The sequence below is a fragment of the Paenibacillus radicis (ex Gao et al. 2016) genome (assembly GCF_014641555.1).
Classification (GTDB): Bacteria; Bacillota; Bacilli; order Paenibacillales; family Paenibacillaceae; genus Pristimantibacillus; species Pristimantibacillus radicis.
This window is the reverse complement of record NZ_BMHY01000001.1, coordinates 254962-273481: the sequence shown is the minus strand read 5'-3', so window position 1 is coordinate 273481 and position 18520 is coordinate 254962. Positions and strand designations below refer to the sequence as shown.

Here is an 18520-nt window from a genome sequence, read left to right as displayed (position 1 = left end):
CTCTCCTCCTCCCCTCTATTATTTAATATCCTTCCTGCGGAATACGAGAATACCGAGAATAGCGGTTAAAGCAATAGTCAGCAAAGGCACGAGCAGGAGCGCTGGCAAATCACCGCTATGGATACGAGATTCGGCGATTTCGCCCACTAATTTGAAGATCGAATAATCGTACAATGTACCAATGAATTCGACCTTTGAACCTAGTCCCGCAAGAACAAAATCAATCAGCAGAAAGAAAATCATTGAAAACCCGATCGTTTTTCCGCTGTCTGTAAGGACTACAGTGAACAACGCCCCAACGGAAGCATAGGCCGCCGTATATAATAGCGTTAGTCCGAGTACCCGGGGAATGAAAAGCAGCGTACTTCCCTCTGGCAAATGACCAAAGCCTGAAAGCAGCGTCACTTCCAGCGTACTAACGATTGGAAAAACGAGAGAAATCAGCATCGCACCGATTGCGAATACGGTCAGCTTGGCTGCATACAGCCGTCCTCTCGTATTGCCCGATGAAGCGATCGTTTTCATAATACCGGTAGAATATTCGTTAGAAATAAAGAATCCGGAAAGAACTGCAACACCAAATTTCATAACATAAGCATTGCTTGTGATGAAGGTAATCAGAAATTCGGCGCCCGTAAATTGAGGCTCTCCGCTGGATCGATGGTCAAAGTAATATAACAGAGGGTAAGCCAGTGAAAGTACGGCAAGGGCAATAAGCAGCGTCCAGAACGATCTGTTCTTATGGAGCTTGAAAAACTCTACTCTAATCAGATTATACATGCGAATCAACCCCGATCCGCTTACTGAAGTAGCTCTCCAAGTCTTCACCCATCGGTGTGAACTTCTCAATCTCCAGGCCCGCCGTGAAAAGCACCGACGATATTTTACTTGGCTGTTCCATATGGCCATACAGCTTAATCGCGCCATCCTGCATAACCTCGAAGTCAGTCGTGTTCAGCTCGTTCTGGATGACGGCTGCCGCCTTGCCTGGATCACTCACTTTGATATAAATATACTGCTGGCATTTCCCGTCAAGCTCCTCAGCCGTAAATTGCTCCAGCAGCTGACCGCGATGGATAATGCCGTAATGGCTTGCCATCAGATTCAATTCACTAAGAATATGGCTTGAGATTAATATGGTCATGCCCAGCTCACGATTTAACTGCTTGAGCAGCTCCCGCATTTCCACAACACCCATCGGATCTAGCCCGTTTGTCGGCTCGTCCAGAATCAAAAACTCCGGATCACCCAGCAAGGCGATAGCAAGACCTAGCCGCTGCTTCATTCCAAGCGAGAAATTTTTCGTTATTTTGTTGCCTGTCCCCTGCAATCCAACCTGCTCCAGCATTCTGGGAACGCACTCTTTGCCGGGAATGCCGCGCAAAATCCGGTTCGCCTCCAAGTTCTCGCTCGCCGTCATATGGGGAAATAAAGCCGGACTCTCGATAATAGAGCCGATTCTTTTGCGAGCCTGAATCAACGCCTTATCATCGCTCGCGCCGAACAGCTCTATCGATCCTTTGGTCGGAAAAGCAAGCCCTGTCACTAAGCGGATCAGCGTTGATTTTCCGGCTCCATTTTGCCCAATAAACCCGTAAATCGAGCCTTTGCGAATGGATAGATTCACTTTATCCAGCGCCGTATGGCCTTTGTACGTTTTAGACAACTGATTAGTTCGTAATACATACTCCTGCATCTTCTTCTTGGCCTCCTTCATGTGATGGACCAAGTATAGAAACAAAAACATAAGAGGAACTAAAGCCAATACTTAAGAATGTATTAAGGCTTTAATCGATACCCCATCCCCCATACCGTCTCAATAAATTCGGTTCCCGGAGCCGCCTTGGCCAGCTTACTGCGCAGGTTGCTCATATGGACGTTGATTATGTTGTCATCATCGTAAAATGGCTCTTTCCAAACTCTTTCGTACAGATTTGACTTCGTAAACACCTTTTTCGGTGCGGATAAAAGCAGCGAGAGTATATCAAACTCTCTTGCGGTGAGCGTCAATTCCGTCCCAGCTGCAGTAACTGACATGGTGTCCCGATCAAGCACAAGCTCCTTATGCGTTAGCACATTAGGCACAGCCGGCTGTGCAATTCGGGCATACATGCGAAGCTGGGAATCGATTCGCGCGGAAACCTCCTCGACATCGAATGGTTTCGTAATGAAATCATCGGCTCCCCCGCGCAGAGCAGACACTTTGGTGCTTGGCTCACCCTTGGCCGAAATGACAATAACGGGCATATTATCACGTCTGTCGATGCGATTGAGAAGCTCTTCGCCTGTCATGCCTGGCAGCATCAGATCGAGAAGCAGCATGCTCCACTGGCGCTGCTCCAGATAGAGCAATGCCTCCGTTCCAGAGTATGCGGGCTGTGGGATATAACCGCTTTTCTTAATAATGCTGCACAGCAAGCGGCTGATGTCATTATCGTCCTCGGCAACGAGAATATGTATCGGATTATTCATTGTTTCTCCTTTGTGGTCCCCTGCGTTCATAAGTAACAGTATAAAATAAAAAGTTAAAACCGGCACCTAAGAATTGACATATCATCTGCCTTGCTGATATATTGTGCATATACAACATACACAATTATCGAATCGGAGGGGGATCCTATGCTGGCCTTGGATATTAGAAACATAAATAAAAAATATGAAGACTTTCAATTGAAGGACGTCTCTTTTCAGCTGGAGAAGGGCTATATTATGGGGTTTATCGGAGCTAACGGCGCTGGGAAAACAACGACTATAAAGTCCATTTTGAATTTGACCCGGATAGATAGCGGCGAGATCCGGATTATGGATAAGGCGATGCACACCCATGAGCTAGAATTAAAACAGGAGATTGGCTCCGCATTCGGGGACATCAATTTCTATATGCGTAACAAAATCAAAACGTTAACGAACGTCATCAAAATCTTTTACCATAATTGGAATGACGAGACCTACTACAGCTATTTGAAAAAATTCAATCTGAACGAGAACAAAAAAATAGCGGAATTATCGACGGGAATGAAAGTGAAATACCGGCTAGCCCTTGCTTTGTCACACGGCGCGAAGCTGCTTATTCTGGATGAACCAACAAGCGGACTCGACCCTGTTGCAAGAGACAATCTGCTGGATATTTTCCAAGAGCTGGTGGAGGACGGAGAAATCAGCATTCTCTTCTCCACGCATATCACTTCCGACTTGGAGAAATGTGCAGATTATATCACTTACATCGATAACGGACGAATTATTAACAGCGCCGAGAAAGAAGAATTCATTGACGCCTACCGCTTGGTGAACGGGAAGGCTGAGCAATTGGATTTGATAAAGAACGATTTAATTTCGTACAAGAAAAATTCATTCGGCTTTACAGGCTTGATCCATACCCAAGACTTCGATCCTTCATTGGATATCAAATCCACCATACCGAACCTGGAGGAAATTATGATCTATTGTGCAAAAAAGGAGGACGCACATGTATAACTTATTAATGAAAGAATTGAAGTTAGGCGTGAGTCCTTTCTTTTATTTTTTACCCTTTTTAACAGGCGCTTTAATGCTCATTCCCGGATGGTTATATTTCATCGTCCTCCTTTACTTTTGTTTTCTAACGATACCGAATATGTTCGCCGGGTATAAGACGCAGAACGATTTGATCTTTACGAACATGCTCCCTGTGAATAAAAAAGATATGGTAAAAGCAAAGGTGTCCGTTATTGTCATCCTGGAACTGATGCATATCGTGATTGCCATGATCTACGGCATGATTAGCCTTCGGTTATATCCGAATCTGATCTATTATTTCTACGGACCATCCTTAGGTTTTTGGGGACTATGCTTCGTCATGCTGGCGCTTTTTAACGTGTTTTTTATACCCATGTACTATAAAACAGCCTATAAATATGGCGCAGCCACGTTTGCCGGGACAACAGCCGCTATTCTGTTTGCAGGAGGCGCTGAGTGGCTGGGCATACAGAATTCGTCTGTGTTTAATCTGTTCAAAGGAACGGGAACCGATCATATGACCGCTCACCTATTAATTCTGCTAGCTGGCATCGCGATATTTGCGCTATTTACGATAATCGCTTATTATATTGCCATTAAACGGTTTGAGAAAGTGGAAACATAATGAACATAGCAATATCAAATACTTCTGATAAACCGATCTATCAGCAGCTTTTCGAACAGATTAGTGCGCAAATCCTCAAAGGGGAGCTCGAGAGCGGTTATAGTTTGCCGCCCATACGGCAAGCGGCCACAGAGCTTCGCGTTAGTATCATTACGGTAAAAAAAGCATGGGAAGAGCTCGAACGGCTTGGTCTAATCTATACCGTTACCGGCAAAGGATGTTTCGTAGCTGAGCTCTCCCCGGATGAGATGCTTCAAAGACGTAAAGAAATGATTTTGAAGCAGATGATGATTGATATTTCTTATTACAAATCATTTGGTTTCACGATTGAAGAAGTTTATGAATTATTAAAGGAAGTTTATTGAGTGCAGTTGCAACACCCTATATCGGCCTTTATACAAAAAGAAACGTTACCGCATCATGCGGTAACGTTTCTTTTTGTTACGAATGTTACGGAGCCCATTCGGCCCTCGTGCGTCTATTTAAGAGTTTGCCTGCACTTCAGTCTTACGCCCCGTGATAAGCATCTGCACTCCGATCATCACAACGACAATGACGAGCATCGCGATAAGCGCAGCCACGAAGCTGCCGCTGTGATCGTAAATGACGCCAATCATTAATGGCCCCATCGAGCCGATGATATAACCGCCAAACTGGGATAACGCCGACCAAGTCCCTGCTTCCTCCGAAGTATTCGTCTCGACAATCGGCAGCATAAGCGCCAGTGGAAATAATCCGCCTGCCCCGATTCCTAGAGCAATTACAGCCGGCAGCATTGGCAGCTTGAGCAGCAGCATAACAATCCCTATTAACTCAAACACGCTGCAAAGGACTAGAAAAAATCTTCGTTTACCGAATTTTGATACAAGACCCGGAACAATCAGTGACACCGGAATTTGAATCAGAGTAAACACGGTTAGCAGCATAGCTGCGCTTGACGGGCTGTACCCGAAATTATGCGCAATCGGTGAGATCCAAGCTGTAATGGAATAAAACATGCTGGCCATCAATCCAAAAAACAGCGTTAACAGCAGCGCTTTTTTATTGCGGAATGGAAGCTTGGAGCTTGCTGAGCGCTGGCTATTGGCTTTCGTTTTAAGAAAAGCCGACCACACAATTAGAGCAATAACGCCTAGAATAGCCCAGCATGATAAGGTCAATGTTAAGTTATGACTGGTTCGATTGTATAAAGGAATCGCCGAGGCCGAGGCCAATGCTGCCCCTACAGTCATCGATGCCGAATAGATGCTTACAATTCCGGGCTTTGTCGGGAAATACTTTTTAATAAAGCCCGACAGAAGTGGCCCCGCCAAGCTGATTCCGATTCCTCCGATTAGAGCTGTAACGACCAATACGGTGACAGAACCAACGGTTCCCCGCAATGCCGTCGCTCCGGTAATTAGCAGTAAGGCAATGAAAATGGTACGCTCTAGACCAAATCGGTCCCGCAGCACGGTTGTCATAGGAGCAAAAATGCCCATGCATAGTACAGGAAATGTAGTCAGCAGACTTGCTGTTAAGGCGCTCATGCCCAGATCGTCTTGCAACGTACCAAGCAAAGGGGCGACGGATGTAATAATCGGTCTTAGGTTTAATGCCGCAATAAATATAGCGAACAATAGATAAAATTTCTTCATTCGTGATGCGCCTTCTTTCTGATCTGTAGCTTACAGTCTCAATTATATGAGGTTAAGTTTCATTGTACAATCCTATAATTTATATTATTATGATAGTAAAATACTATCAATAATGAGGGCGACGAATGGACACTCGGAATATCAAATATTTTATAGCCGTCTATGAACATCTTCATTTTACGAAAGCTGCCGAGGAACTTAACATTTCTCAGCCTACTCTAAGTCAGCAAATTCGCATCCTTGAGGCGGAGTTTGGCACACCACTATTTGACCGCATCGGGAAAAAGGTCGTCGCCACCGAAGCCGGCCACCTCCTTCGTCAGTATGGAGAAAAAATGCTGCAGGCCGAACGTGATGCCAAAAGCGCTGTTAAAGAGCTTCTGTCCGGAGATCGGGGTACAGTGCGGTTAGCCGTACTCCCTTCCGATTTGGATTTTCAGCTTGTTCCGCTGTTCGTTCAATTTAAGTCGAAGTACCCCAACATTCAGCTGCAGGTTTTCTCCACAATCTATGTACAAGATGAGGTGCTTAATCATAATGTCGATATGGGAATAGGGATGAAAGGCCCTGCCGACAAAAAATTAGTTCAAATCCCGCTTGGCTCTGAGCCCTACCATCTATTCGTGAATTCAGCCAGTGAGCTCGCCGCCAGAAAGGAAATTACGCTCGAAGAACTGGTGCAGCACACGATCGTTATGTATCCCAAAGGCTATTTGGGCCGTGATCTGGTTGATAAAGTTTTCCAAGATGAAGGGCTTGAATTGCATACTGCAATGGAAACCAGCTCCGCTACCTCGCTGCTGCAATTAGTCTCTGCAGGTGTAGGCGCTACAATTCAGCCGAAGGAATTGCTCAGCCAATTTCCGATACGGCCAGATATTATTTCCATACCGATTACTGGCCCAAGACCTGTACGCCACCTCGAGCTTATCTATGGCGCAGACCGGTTTATCGGCAGCTCACAACGGCAATTAATGAATTGGCTAATGGATTTCTTTAACAATCGTTTTCTTAATCCGTAGCAGCATCCCGGAAAATCAGGCAACATGAGGGCTTGCTCCTCCGCATATATATTATTTAGGGCGAACCTATTAATATTAGGAGGTTAGAGAGTGAAAGATCATAGTGACATTCCTTCCGTGCTTCATTCGCAGACGGTTGGCGAGCGAGGTCCTGTGCTGGAGCAGGACAATATTTTGCATGAGACCATGGAGACTTTTGTACATAGCAAAATCCTTGAAAGACCCGTTCATGTGAAGGGTTTTGGCGCTTTCGGTTACTTCGAAACCGTAAATGCCATGAGCGCCTATACAAAGCTTTGCTTTCTGCAGCAGCCCGGCCAACAAGTACCTGTAACGGTAAGGTTCTCCCTTGCGGTCAGCAACAAGGGAACTCCGGACACTTCGCGGAATGTACGCGGATTTTCCACCAAGTTTTACACCAACCACGGTGTGTTCGATCTGCTATGCAATCATATCCCTGTGTTTCTGGTACGGGATGCCATCCGCTTTCCAGAGTCAATCAAAGCCTTTCTGCCTTCACCGGTCAATAACCTGATTGATCCAGAACGATTCTGGGGCTTCATAGCTAGTGCCCCGGAAGCGACGAATTTTCTGGTACGGCTGTATTCAGATGCAGGAACAGCCAAAAGCTATCGGCATATTCCCGGTCATGGCGTCAACACCTACGTTTGGAAAAACGAACATGGCCACCGCACTTATGTGAAATATCACTGGTATCCGCTTGAGGGTATACAATACATCGATAGTCAAGAAGCAGCCCATTTGGCGGGAGAAAACCCGGATTATTCCGGCAAGGATCTCTATGATCATTTGGCTTCAGGAAAGACGGTCGAGTATGGGCTCTACGTGCAGCTTATGAACCCTGAAGACGAAGTTCATTTGCCCTTTGACCCGCTTGATGATACGAAGGTTTGGGATGAGCAGCAGTATCCTTTCATGCCGGTCGGGCGGCTCGTCTTGAACCGCAATCCAGACAACTATATGGAACAAGTCGAGAAACTCGCCTTCTCGCCATCCAACCTTCTAGAAGGTGCCGAGCTATCGGATGATAAAATGCTGCAAGGACGAGCGAACATATACTGGGATTCACAGCGTCGGCGGATAGGGCCTGATTTCCGAAGCGTTCCTATCAATCATCAGCAGAACTGGACACCTGATTCCCTTGTAACCAGCGGTGCAGGACGTTTCGTCGAAGGCCACCTCGTCCGGTCTGACTTGTTCAAAAGGGATGATTTCTCACAAGCCGGCGAGTACTATCAAGCTCTGCCTCCCGTGCAGCAAGAGCATCTTGTTGAGAACCTTGCTGGGGATCTGCGCGGCGTTTCGCCACAAACGCAGGCCGTTGTGCTGAGCTACCTCAATCAAGCCTCTGTGGAGCTGGGCGAGCGGGTTGCGCAGCAAATTCAAGCTCCGAAGTAGAATCTCTCAAGCTATACTTGCAAAAAAAACGCTAAACACCCGGTTGTGTTTAGCGTTTTTATCTATTTACGGCTGCACGCGGAACTCACTCTATATGCTCCGTCCACATGCGCCGTCAACTTGAATCAAAATGTAAATGTACAGGTTGTACGCCGTTTTTTCGGTGATTTATGGCCTTAAAATGCGAATGTGCATTTTGATTGGCCTAAAACAGCTCCATATAGTGAAAGCGGGCGATTTCAAATGTACTTTTACATTTTGAACGCCTTTTTGGGCATTTTTACGCGCATCAACCTGCACTTTTGCATTTTGTTTCTTCTGTGGGACAGGAGGCTGATCTCAAGAACTGATACAGCGTCTCGATGGACGCTGCGTATCTCATTTGAAATACTCCCTTCCCTCTTTTCATAGGAGCAGCGTTACTTCACACGCCCATAGAAAAAGGAATAACTGTCCGACTTCCCGAGCTCTGCCTTACCTGCAGCATCCACCAGCTTGATGTTTGATGATGCCCATCAAGAGTAATGCCGCTTAGGAAAAAAATGGGTTGACACTCCCTGCTCCTTAAAATAACATTAGTTACATAACGTATGTTATTTTATAAAAAGGATGTTGAACGCAATGCCTCCAAAAGCAATCGTTACCGCAGAAAAAATTTTGCAAGCGGCATTTGAAATCGTCCGGATGCAGGGCTTGGAATCCTTGACTGCCCGCAGCATCGCACAGAAGCTTAATTGCTCGACGCAGCCGGTGTATCGAATCTATGCCAATATGGATGAGGTTAAAGACCATGTATACGAAATGGCTGTAGAACTGATGCAGCAGCAAGTATTCAGCTATCAGGATGAGCAAAACTCGCCCGCATTGAATATGGCAATCGGCTTTTTGCATTTTGCCAAGCAAGAGCACTATCTATTCCAGTTCGTTTATTTATCCGGGTACAAAAGCTTTGATCTACATGAGGAATTGTTTGTGGGCGAGACGTTAAGTATGAAGCCGATGCTCCACAGCAAGCGATTTCAGACCATTGACGAGAGTAAGCAACGAAATATTTTTATCAAAATCTCAATCTATCTCATTGGAACGGGTACGATGATTAATTCAGGCACACTGAAGATGGAGTTCCATGAAGCTGTGCAAATGGTTAGAGACATGTATGAGGCAATCATGACCTATGAAGGGAGAGCATCTTCATGAAACAAATGACTGGAAAAAAAGTCGGCGAAGGCGGTTGTTCCGAAGTATTCGAATGGGGCGGAGAGCAGCAAATTGTCAAAATGGCGAAGGCGAACACGAACGTGGATGCGGTGAAAAGAGAATTTTCGAATAGCATGCTCGTATGGGAAAAAGGATTGCCCTCACCCCGTCCCTATGAATTCCTGGAGATCGATGGACGGCCTTCAATTGTTATGGAGAGAATTCAAGGGGAATCGTTAATGGAGCACTTCTTCCGTTACCTTATGCAGGCTCCTTCCGATAACGCTCCAAGTGACGACGAAACGATAAAAATTACTGCCAGATTATTAAGTGAAACGCATCGTATAGATAACCTTCCTCTACCCCCGCAAAGAGATATGATGATACACGCCATACGCTCTGCCTCCTATTTAACTGAGTCCGAGAAAGCTCAGGTGATTGAACATCTACAGGGCTTACCTCTCAAAAAGCAAGTTTGTCACGGCGACCCTAACCCCGGCAACATTATGGTTCGGGGGGACCAAGCGGTATTCATCGATTGGATGAATGCTTCGACGGGCAACCCTGAGGCAGATTTAGCCGAATACATCATAATGATTCGTTATGCCATCTTGCCTCCCCACACGCCAAGCAGCGCTGCCGACCGCTTCGATTTGCTGAGAGAGTATATTATTGAAGTATTTTGCGAGGAGTATCGCCGTTTGTCGGGCGTCAATTCTCTGGATGAAGTTGAGGACTGGATTATGCCCGTTGCGGCGCGTAAATTATGTGCGGATGCAATTAGCGAGGAAGAGAAAACGCTGCTTCTCGCCGAGATCAGATCACGGCTTTAGTTGCCTGAACCAACCGCCCTCCGCTCCCCGACCCATTCCCCTGCCCATTCATTTGAGCAAAAGAAAAACCCGCAGGAAGCCACTTTTCTGAAAGTAGTCTGTCCTGCGGGCTTAATTTTCTATGATGCAACCCGCCCCGCATTTAAGCAGGCAGGTATATATTCATTGAATTTATTTCTTGAAGATTCTGAAAGGCGCACCAACTGGCAGAAATACACGTCCGAAGTGCGTGTTCAGCACGGCAGCTCCACATCCATAGAAAGATACAATAGCAATTGCCATTTCAGCATAAGCCGCCAAATCGTGAAAAGCTCCGTTTCCTACTCCGAAAGAATCTAAGCTTAACCCGATAAACAAGAAATCAATTAATAGGAAGATAACGAATAGCACTTTATTCGTTTCCATTGCGCCAATGGTCATAAAGAGCGTAAAGATCAGATAGCCGGCGAATACAAAACCTAACTGCTTAACATCAACAGCAGATGCCAGCTCTGGACCAAAAACGCCTAGTTTAATTAACCAGCTTGATGCCATTCCAAACCAGAAGAATGCATACGCCCCAAACGCCGTCATCCCAAACGTGTTGTTATGCTTAGCATCTTGAATGCAAGCGAATAATTGTGCAAATGCACCGAGGAAAATAGCCCAAGGAATGACATAGCTCAATCCCGAAGTGATGTCCAGCTTTTGCGATGACGCAACGAACGTTACGATGGCCAGACCAAATAATCCAATTGCGCTAGGGTCTGCTGTTACGATTTTTACATGTTGACTCGACTGTGATGTCATAAACTAAGAAGCCTCCGATAAAAGTAATCAATTTGACCACTTATTTTATCACATAACGATCAAACTTCATATGTCTGTACCTATATTGACACATTTGATGATAGAATTTCATCCCACAGATGGTCATTTATACAATCCAAAACAACGATATACAATACAGCCTCTCTTAAAAACCTAAACCAACGTAAAGTAATATGACATAGATTATCAAAAACTAGCGATTTTAAGTAAAGTTTTGTTGACCCTCTTAATATTGTGTAATAATATATAACATTATATAAGACATCATGAGGGGGCACTACTGTGAAAACAACATCCACACCATCCCAGCATCAGCGCACACAGCGTCGTATGCGGGCTGTGATGCAGCTGCTATCAGCTTCAATGCTCGGCATTATGTTACTGCTAAATACAACTCCACTGCTTGCCTATGCGCAAACGGAAACCGATGTAACGGAGCTTGGTGTCGTAAAATTGGCTAATGCTCTTGAGGCAGGCAAGATTACCAGCGTAGAGGCTGTCCAGGAATATTTGGACCGGATAAAGACTTATGATACTAAAATCGGGGACAAGCCTGGACTAGGATCAATTATTACTATTAACCAGCATGCGTTGGAGGAAGCAGCCGAGCTTGACAAGGAACGGGCAAGCGGCCATCTGCGCGGCCCGCTGCATGGCATCCCAGTGCTGGTAAAAGACAACATCAATACTTCAGATATGCCCACTAGCCAAGGCAATCAGTCACTTGCCGCCTACCAGCCTAAACAGGATGCGACCGCAGTCAAGAGACTGAAAGATGCAGGAGCTATCGTGCTGGGCAAAACAAATATGGCAGAGTTCGCTATGTTTTGGGACACTGATAGCTCGGTCAAAGGCAGAACGTATAACCCGTATGATCTAACGAAAAATATTAACGGCTCCAGTGGCGGAACAGGCGCTGCAATCGCCGCAAGCCTAGCTGCGATTGGCCTTGGAACGGAATCTTGCGGCTCGATCACGGATGTTGCTTCCTTCACCAATTTGGTCGGCTTCCGCCCCACAGTAGGACTTGGCTCTATGGCCGGGGTTGATTACAATCCGCTCGGCGATGCTATTGGTCCACTGGCGCTATCCGTTGAAGACGCAGCCATGCTGCTTGATGTTCTGGCAGGTACCGATCCTCAAGATCCCTCGACCTCAGCAGCAGACAGTCACAAATCAGATTCATACCTCTCCTCATTGAAAAGTTCTACTCTAAAGGGCGCCCGCATCGGTTACGTCATTGCCCCGTTTGGAGGTTATGATTACTCGCCTGGACCCGAATCTGATAACATTCTTGATGCAGCGGAAAATGCGATTTCTGAGCTTGAGGCACAAGGCGCAACAGTTGTCCAAATTCCGCTCAACCGAAGCTGGTGGAACAGGTACGCTCCGCAGGATGCTTCCTTCTGGGCGACAACCGGACATGAAAATTACTTTGTAAGGACGGAAGCAACATGGCCAAAAGGTCTGGCCGAACTGACCGAGCCGAAAGATGCGATTAATTTCGGCGATATCGTCGCAGGCAGTCCAAATATGGAGAAGACTGCAGTAGAGTGGGTCATGGCGGATGATAAGCAGCCGCGGGACGAGGCTGGATTTGCAGCAGCAGTCAATGCCCGTCACAATTTTGCTCAAGGTGTGGATGAGCTTTTCGCCTCCTATAACCTTGATGCGCTCGCATACCCGACAGTCGCAGCACCTCCAGCCAAGGTACATGAGAATCCAGCTGATCTGCTCGATTCGGAGCAATTCGGTACACATTGCGGATGGGCTAACTTCACCGGACGTCCTGTCGTGAGTGTACCCGCGGGCTTTGCAGACAACTTCCCTGTCGGACTCAGCATGCTCGGGTCCCAGTTCGGCGACGCCAAACTGCTCGGATTTGCCTATAATTTGGAACAGGCAGCCCCGCATCGCAAAACGCCTGAATTGACTCCTTCGCTCCTGCACACCGCAGGTGACCCGGCTGATTCTTCAGGAACGAACATCTCTCCCGAATCTGATGAAGCATCGAACGAAACCACGTCATCCATCTCACCTTCTGCTGTTGCACTGACAATAATCGCTGCAGCCTTCATTACCTTAATCATACTTATCATCCGGAGGCGCAAAAAATAGCTTCCTCAAGCATAAATCAATTACTTTGCTATCAAACAAAAGAGAAACCCGCTGTCTTTGAAAAAGACGCGAGTTTCTCTTTTTACTAAACTCCCTTTGAGTGCCCCAATTATTGACCCGGAGCGTATTCCTCATCCATAATTAATACAGGCTTCACCACTTTACCTGATAATGAATCAGCGGCTGCTTGGTTAATATCCTCGAATTTGTAGAAGTGAACTAACTTATCGAAGGCAAAGCTGCCCGCTTCAAAAAACTCAATGAGCTGGGGAATTGACAGCTGCGGAATACTTTTGCCCATCAAAACGCCTTGAATCGCTTTGTTTTGTGCAGCCAGATCCATAAAAGTATTAAGCTCGACAGGCTTGCTTGTACCGCCAACAGGTGCAGTAACGCCCCCTTTTGCCAATACTTCAATCGCTGTACGAATAACGGGCGGAACACCAGTCGTATCAACCGTATAGTTTACACCTTTGCCATTTGTGAGCTTGTTGATTTCTTCATGCACATCAGCCGTCTTACTATTAATAACATGCGTTGCACCTAGTTCTTTTGCTGTTTCTAAACGATTATCATGAATATCGATTCCGATAATTTTCGTACAGCCAGCGATTTTCGCTGCCATCATAGCAGCAAGACCAACTGCGCCCGTTCCAAATACAGCGATACTTGAGCCAGGTGCAGGCTTCAAGCCGTTTAGTACGGTACCGCTGCCAGTCATAAATCCACAGCCTAGCGGTCCAACTAGACGAAGATCTACATCTTTCGTTACCTTTGTAAGGTTACGCTCACGCGCTAGCGTATAGGTGCTAAAGGAAGATTGACTGAAATAGTTGGAAACCGGAGAACCGTCCTCCCGATGGAAATAATACGTTTCATCCGCGCGGCGTCCTCTTTCATTTAAAGTTCCCCAATCGTCACATGACGCTGGAACACCGGTCAAACAACTATCACAATGTCCGCAATATTCGAAGGAAAGCACAACATGATCGCCAGCCTCGAAGCCGTGCACAGCTGAACCTACTTTTTCTACGATACCTGAACCTTCATGTCCAAGTACAATAGGGAATGTATACATCGTTTGTTTGCTGCGTACAAAATCATCCGAGTGGCACATCCCGGAAGCAACAATTTTAACTAAAATTTCATCTTCACGCATTTCACTAATCGTTAGATCTTCCAGTACGTAGGGAGCATTGAGTTCATTAACAACAGCTGATTTAATTTTCATAATAATACCTTCCTTCACACGTTGTTTGCTCAACTGTCTTTCGGATAATAGCGCTTACACCTCTATAGTAAGTTTTATAAATTGCTCGATCAATCAACAAAGAAATCAAATATGTTGATGCTTCAACAGAATGATTTCGTATGATGAATATAAACTTTATTTTGAACAAAATGAGGGGATATCGTTGAATGGCACACGACGCCAAAAACATCAATTACAGTCCATCAATCTCATGAAGCAAGCATTAATTGATCTTATAATCGAGAATGGGACATCGGATAAGATTACGGTTAGTGAAATATCTGACAGAGCAGACTTGAACAGAGGAACCTATTACACACATTTCAAAGATAAATCGGAGCTGCTGGAAGCTTTATTCCATGATGCTGTTGAAGGGATTAAACAAGCGCTAACCTCACCCTATAAAAATGTAAATCGAGTCGAATTAAGCGCTGTCGTCCCATCAACTATATTGCTATGTAAGCATATAGAGCTTCATAAGCGCCTTTTCAAGGCTTTGGATATGGTGCATAACTCGCCTAATGTTTATGACCGCTTAGAGCAGATGCATTGGGAACTTTTCACTAAAGAAATACAAGTCGAGCATGCAAATGCTGCTCTGAATACCGACTATGAAATCTTGATCAGCTATCAATCACATGCGATAGCGGGCGTCTTCAAATATTGGATACGCAGCGACTTTAAATATTCTGCGGAATATATGTGTGATCAAATCACAACCCTAGTCTCTAAACCGCTGACTGCTATGATTATGAAAAACAATCCATGATTTTTTTCGAATCGGCGGGGCATAGCTGCCCTTGCCTTCTTTTACTTTCAAAAGCTTGCCCCAGATACTGCCCCTCCCCTGCTAGGTGACAATCAAAATGCAAAAGTGCAGGCTGATGAGCCTCAAAAGGCCCGAAATGGCCATCAAAATGTAAAAGTGCATTTGAAACTGCCTCAATTCACTCAAAATAGACAATCTAGGCCAATCAAAATGCACATTTGCATTTTGATGCAATAAATTGCCGAAAAAACGGCTGACAACATTTTGATTCGATTATGTGCTAGCTCAACAAAAAAACGCAGTCCAGTTGGACTGCGTTCTGCGTTCTGCGTTGATATTAGTTATTGAAAATCAGCATTCACCGCAACATCTTTCCACTTTTCGAAGTGTTCCAATGACTCTGAATATTTGTTCACGACGGTATGGTAAGCCTCCGCTCCCAGCAGCAATCGAAGGGGCGGCTCATCAAGCTCCGCAATATTGACGATCGCTTCTGCAGCTTTTTTTGGATCTCCGGCCTCTTTCCCATGACTTTCCCCATTAACAAATGGTGCGATGAGCTCCTCATATTCCTTAATCGCTGAATGGGTTTTGGCAGCTGAACGTCCGGACCAATCCGTACGGAAATTGCTTGGCTCAATCAACGTGACATGAATATGAAACGAAGCGACTTCCTTGGCGAGACTTTCTGATATGCCCTCAACCGCATATTTGGTGCCATTATAGTAACCAACTCCAGGAAACGAAGCTAAACCACCAATGGACGAGATATTAATAATATGCCCAGAAAGCTGGCTTCTCATATACGGTAAAACAGCATTCGTCATATGCATGAGACCCCAGAAGTTAATTTCGAACATCCTTCTCGTTTCTTCTTCGTCCGCTTCCTCAATTGAGCTAAAATAACCGACCCCAGCATTGTTGACAAGCACGTCAATCCGGCCAAACTTCGCTATAGCACCCTTTACCGTTTTTTCGATTTGATCAGGCTTTGTCACATCAAGCTCCATCGCAAGAACATTATCCCTATTCCCGCTGACGAGATCAGCAATCGCATTAAGCTTTCTTGCTGTAACAACGACATTATAGCCTGCTTCTATCGTTGCTTTTGCCAGTTCTCTACCGAATCCTGTGGAGCATCCCGTAATGATCCAAACCTTGTTGTTGCTCATCTATATCTCTCCTTAGCTCATAGTTATTGATACAAATCGAACTCTAAACGTTAGAGCCTGGTCGAAGTCAAGCACCCGCTCCCGAATTGAATATTGCTTTGACTTAGAGCGTAGTCTAACCTGTATAATCAATAAGTTCATGATCATTCACTATAAAGGTGGAGAAAAATGGGATATACAATTAGTCAGATTGCCGAGCGGACAGGATTAACTACACATACATTGCGTTATTATGACAAACAAGGCTTGCTGCCCTTCGTTGATCGCGATAAGGCAGGTAACCGGGATTTCAAAGAAAGTGATTTTGTATGGCTGGACATTATAACCTGCTTGAAAAAAAGCGGAATGCCCGTTAAACAAATCAGAACGTACATCAATATGTGCATGGAGGGAGACGCTACGTTAACCGAACGTCTTGAAACGTTTGAAGCACATAAAAAAGCAGTGTTAGAGAAACTGAATGAACTAACCAAATACTTAAAGAAAATCGATTTTAAAATTGACTATTACAAAACCGCTATTGATGCAGGGACAGAAGCCATACACGCGCAAACAAACTGCACATGGCTGGATGTAAGATAATTGAGCCGACAAAACATCTCACAGTTTGCTTGACTTCGACCATACTCTAAAGCTTTGTATATGGCAGCCGTAATGACGGGATCTGCATGCTTTGGAACAGGGCTCTTTTATTCCACCCCTGTTGTTTGCTTACGGTGTTCCGCATGTAGGAGAAGGGATGGCTAGCATATTGGGAGCGAAAGAGCTTCCCGTCGCCGTTCTTTTTTCGTATTTCGTTCTTCATGAGACGATTAGTCCGATACGTTGGGCCGGTGTTCTTATCGTACTACTAGCTATTGCCCTGCCTGAAAACATTCGTCGGTTCAAGCAACAGCACAGTTACCCTAAAGTCTGTACCCACGCTGGATAAAATAAAATGAGCATTGGCGAACAAAAACGTCATCACACAGTGTGATGGCGTTTTTTCCTTTTTCATTGAGTAAGTCACTATCCAAATAAATAATAAATTGATATTGATTCTCATTACTGTTTGTGTTATAAATATTGTTAACTAGTTAACAATCATCCTTAGAAAGGCGGCTGCTCATGCATCGACAAACACTTTTACGCCAGTTTTACGATCAATACTTGCATCTGGTTCACATAACGGAGCGCACGATCGAGCTGGAGCCGTTGAAATTGAAGCAATTGGCCGAGGCTGCTTCTTTTCCCTCTCTCTCTCTAAATATCACTGCCATTCATGTGGTGGACTGTATTGGACGATTCGAACCGGTCAACGGAACGGCATTGGCAGCCCTTATGCGGCTGTCCAAAGCAGCCATTACGAAAATTTGCACCCGATTAACAAACGATGGACTGATTGCACGCAGCCAATTGCCGCAAAACAAGAAGGAGTACCTCTTCTCCCTTACAGATCAGGGCAAGGCGTTGTATGAGCTGCATGAGCAGCTGCATCAGCAAGCGGAAAAGGAGTTCATGCAATATCTGGAGGAATGGAGCAGCGAAGACTTAACGACTATATTGCGATTCGTCCAACATCTGGGGAATGTACTGGAGCAAAGAATCCATGAAGGGGAAGGTGAAGCATGAGTATTAAAGATTTGATTGAAAATCGCAGAAGCATTCGGAGACATGAGCAAAAACAAGTGGAAGCCTCCGTGCTGAATGAATTGCTGCATTTGTCCGCCGGGCTATGTCCTCATCCGCAACGTCTAGAGGGTACCCGCTTCTTATTGGCCAACGAACAGGATACGAGATCACGCTTGTCACGCACCATGACAGATGCCTTCTCCCTTACCAAGTTAGGGAAGTGGCTGCCTGACAAGCTGTTGGAGGCGACCTACAATCGTTTCATGGAAATACCCGGACACCTGGTCGTGATCACAGAGCAAGAGGATGAATATATCGCTGAGGCCAGTTATATGATGCAGAGCTTGCAGCTGCTCGCGTGGGAGCGCGGGATTGGCATGCTGTGGGATACGGATGAACTGCTCTATTCACCCAAATTGCTTGAATCCCTTTCCCTTAAGCAGAATGAACGGATGCTTGGCATTATTCATTATGGTTACTTCATCAAAGCGCCTCGTCCGCGCAAACGCACCCCTGCTACAAAACGCTGGATCGTTTATTCAGCAACCGAATAACTATCA

20 protein-coding genes are annotated in these 18520 nt (G+C 45.5%); 13 read left to right on the top strand and 7 right to left on the bottom strand.

Translation table 11 applies throughout. The features are described 5' to 3' along the window. Positions 1-18: 18 nt before the first annotated feature. From IEX98_RS01140 to IEX98_RS01130, 3 genes are all read right to left on the bottom strand, one after another. Positions 19-780, bottom strand: a complete 762-nt coding sequence (locus IEX98_RS01140; protein WP_188887109.1) for an ABC transporter permease — start codon at positions 778-780, stop codon at positions 19-21. Beyond that, complete coding sequence (locus tag IEX98_RS01135; RefSeq protein ID WP_188887108.1) at positions 773-1696, bottom strand: ABC transporter ATP-binding protein; 924 nt, start codon at positions 1694-1696, stop codon at positions 773-775. The genes IEX98_RS01140 and IEX98_RS01135 overlap by 8 nt, the downstream gene beginning before the upstream one ends. A gap of 83 nt (positions 1697-1779) precedes the next feature. Then, entirely contained in the window at positions 1780-2472 is a 693-nt protein-coding gene (locus tag IEX98_RS01130; RefSeq protein WP_188887107.1) for a response regulator transcription factor, read from the bottom strand. Between the two features lie 147 nt (positions 2473-2619). On the opposite strand from IEX98_RS01130, the gene IEX98_RS01125 reads away from it, so the two are divergent. From IEX98_RS01125 to IEX98_RS01115, 3 genes are read left to right on the top strand one after another with little or no spacing between them, the layout of a single operon-like run. Beyond that, positions 2620-3474 (top strand): ABC transporter ATP-binding protein, encoded by an 855-nt coding sequence (locus tag IEX98_RS01125; RefSeq protein WP_188887106.1) that lies wholly within the window; start codon positions 2620-2622, stop codon positions 3472-3474. Then, positions 3467-4120, top strand: a complete 654-nt coding sequence (locus IEX98_RS01120) for an ABC-2 transporter permease (RefSeq protein ID WP_188887105.1) — start codon at positions 3467-3469, stop codon at positions 4118-4120. Before IEX98_RS01125 ends, IEX98_RS01120 begins: the two co-directional genes overlap by 8 nt. After that, entirely contained in the window at positions 4120-4485 is a 366-nt protein-coding gene (locus IEX98_RS01115; protein WP_188887104.1) for a GntR family transcriptional regulator, read from the top strand. The genes IEX98_RS01120 and IEX98_RS01115 overlap by 1 nt, the downstream gene beginning before the upstream one ends. A gap of 117 nt (positions 4486-4602) precedes the next feature. On the opposite strand, the gene IEX98_RS01110 is transcribed toward IEX98_RS01115, so the two are convergent. Continuing rightward, positions 4603-5757, bottom strand: a complete 1155-nt coding sequence (locus tag IEX98_RS01110) for an MFS transporter (protein WP_188887103.1) — start codon at positions 5755-5757, stop codon at positions 4603-4605. 125 nt (positions 5758-5882) lie between these two features. Between IEX98_RS01110 and IEX98_RS01105 the strand changes: the two genes are divergently transcribed. From IEX98_RS01105 to IEX98_RS01090, 4 genes are all read left to right on the top strand, one after another. Further along, positions 5883-6779 (top strand): LysR family transcriptional regulator, encoded by an 897-nt coding sequence (locus IEX98_RS01105; RefSeq protein WP_188887102.1) that lies wholly within the window; start codon positions 5883-5885, stop codon positions 6777-6779. Positions 6780-6869: 90 nt separating this feature from the next. Beyond that, a complete protein-coding gene (locus IEX98_RS01100) occupies positions 6870-8198 on the top strand; it encodes a catalase (protein WP_229691923.1) in 1329 nt (442 codons plus the stop codon). 621 nt (positions 8199-8819) lie between these two features. Continuing rightward, positions 8820-9395, top strand: coding sequence for a TetR/AcrR family transcriptional regulator (locus IEX98_RS01095; protein ID WP_188887101.1), 576 nt, complete (start codon positions 8820-8822; stop codon positions 9393-9395). Further along, entirely contained in the window at positions 9392-10228 is an 837-nt protein-coding gene (locus IEX98_RS01090) for a phosphotransferase (RefSeq protein ID WP_188887100.1), read from the top strand. Before IEX98_RS01095 ends, IEX98_RS01090 begins: the two co-directional genes overlap by 4 nt. 171 nt (positions 10229-10399) lie before the next feature. On the opposite strand, the gene IEX98_RS01085 is transcribed toward IEX98_RS01090, so the two are convergent. Continuing rightward, positions 10400-11017 carry an acetate uptake transporter gene (locus IEX98_RS01085; protein ID WP_188887099.1) on the bottom strand — a complete coding sequence of 206 codons (618 nt, stop codon included), beginning with the start codon at positions 11015-11017 and terminating at the stop codon, positions 10400-10402. A gap of 303 nt (positions 11018-11320) precedes the next feature. On the opposite strand from IEX98_RS01085, the gene IEX98_RS01080 reads away from it, so the two are divergent. Beyond that, a complete protein-coding gene (locus IEX98_RS01080) occupies positions 11321-13156 on the top strand; it encodes an amidase (RefSeq protein ID WP_188887098.1) in 1836 nt (611 codons plus the stop codon). A 109-nt stretch (positions 13157-13265) separates the two neighbouring features. Here the strand turns inward: IEX98_RS01080 and IEX98_RS01075 are convergent, their stop codons facing one another. Then, complete coding sequence (locus IEX98_RS01075; protein ID WP_308421728.1) at positions 13266-14405, bottom strand: NAD(P)-dependent alcohol dehydrogenase; 1140 nt, start codon at positions 14403-14405, stop codon at positions 13266-13268. Positions 14406-14571: 166 nt separating this feature from the next. On the opposite strand from IEX98_RS01075, the gene IEX98_RS01070 reads away from it, so the two are divergent. Continuing rightward, a complete protein-coding gene (locus tag IEX98_RS01070; RefSeq protein ID WP_188887097.1) occupies positions 14572-15177 on the top strand; it encodes a TetR/AcrR family transcriptional regulator in 606 nt (201 codons plus the stop codon). A gap of 341 nt (positions 15178-15518) precedes the next feature. Here IEX98_RS01070 and IEX98_RS01065 read toward each other — a convergent pair whose 3' ends face one another. Beyond that, on the bottom strand, positions 15519-16349 hold the full coding sequence (locus IEX98_RS01065; protein WP_188887096.1) for an oxidoreductase: 831 nt from the start codon (positions 16347-16349) through the stop codon (positions 15519-15521). A gap of 168 nt (positions 16350-16517) precedes the next feature. Here IEX98_RS01065 and IEX98_RS01060 point away from each other — a divergent pair, with 168 nt between their 5' ends. From IEX98_RS01060 to IEX98_RS01045, 4 genes are all read left to right on the top strand, one after another. Continuing rightward, on the top strand, positions 16518-16931 hold the full coding sequence (locus IEX98_RS01060; RefSeq protein WP_188887095.1) for a MerR family transcriptional regulator: 414 nt from the start codon (positions 16518-16520) through the stop codon (positions 16929-16931). A gap of 91 nt (positions 16932-17022) precedes the next feature. Further along, entirely contained in the window at positions 17023-17280 is a 258-nt protein-coding gene (locus IEX98_RS01055; RefSeq protein ID WP_268237816.1) for an EamA family transporter, read from the top strand. A gap of 176 nt (positions 17281-17456) precedes the next feature. After that, complete coding sequence (locus tag IEX98_RS01050; protein WP_188887094.1) at positions 17457-17960, top strand: MarR family transcriptional regulator; 504 nt, start codon at positions 17457-17459, stop codon at positions 17958-17960. Then, positions 17957-18514, top strand: a complete 558-nt coding sequence (locus tag IEX98_RS01045; RefSeq protein ID WP_188887093.1) for a nitroreductase family protein — start codon at positions 17957-17959, stop codon at positions 18512-18514. The genes IEX98_RS01050 and IEX98_RS01045 overlap by 4 nt, the downstream gene beginning before the upstream one ends. Positions 18515-18520: the final 6 nt, after the last annotated feature.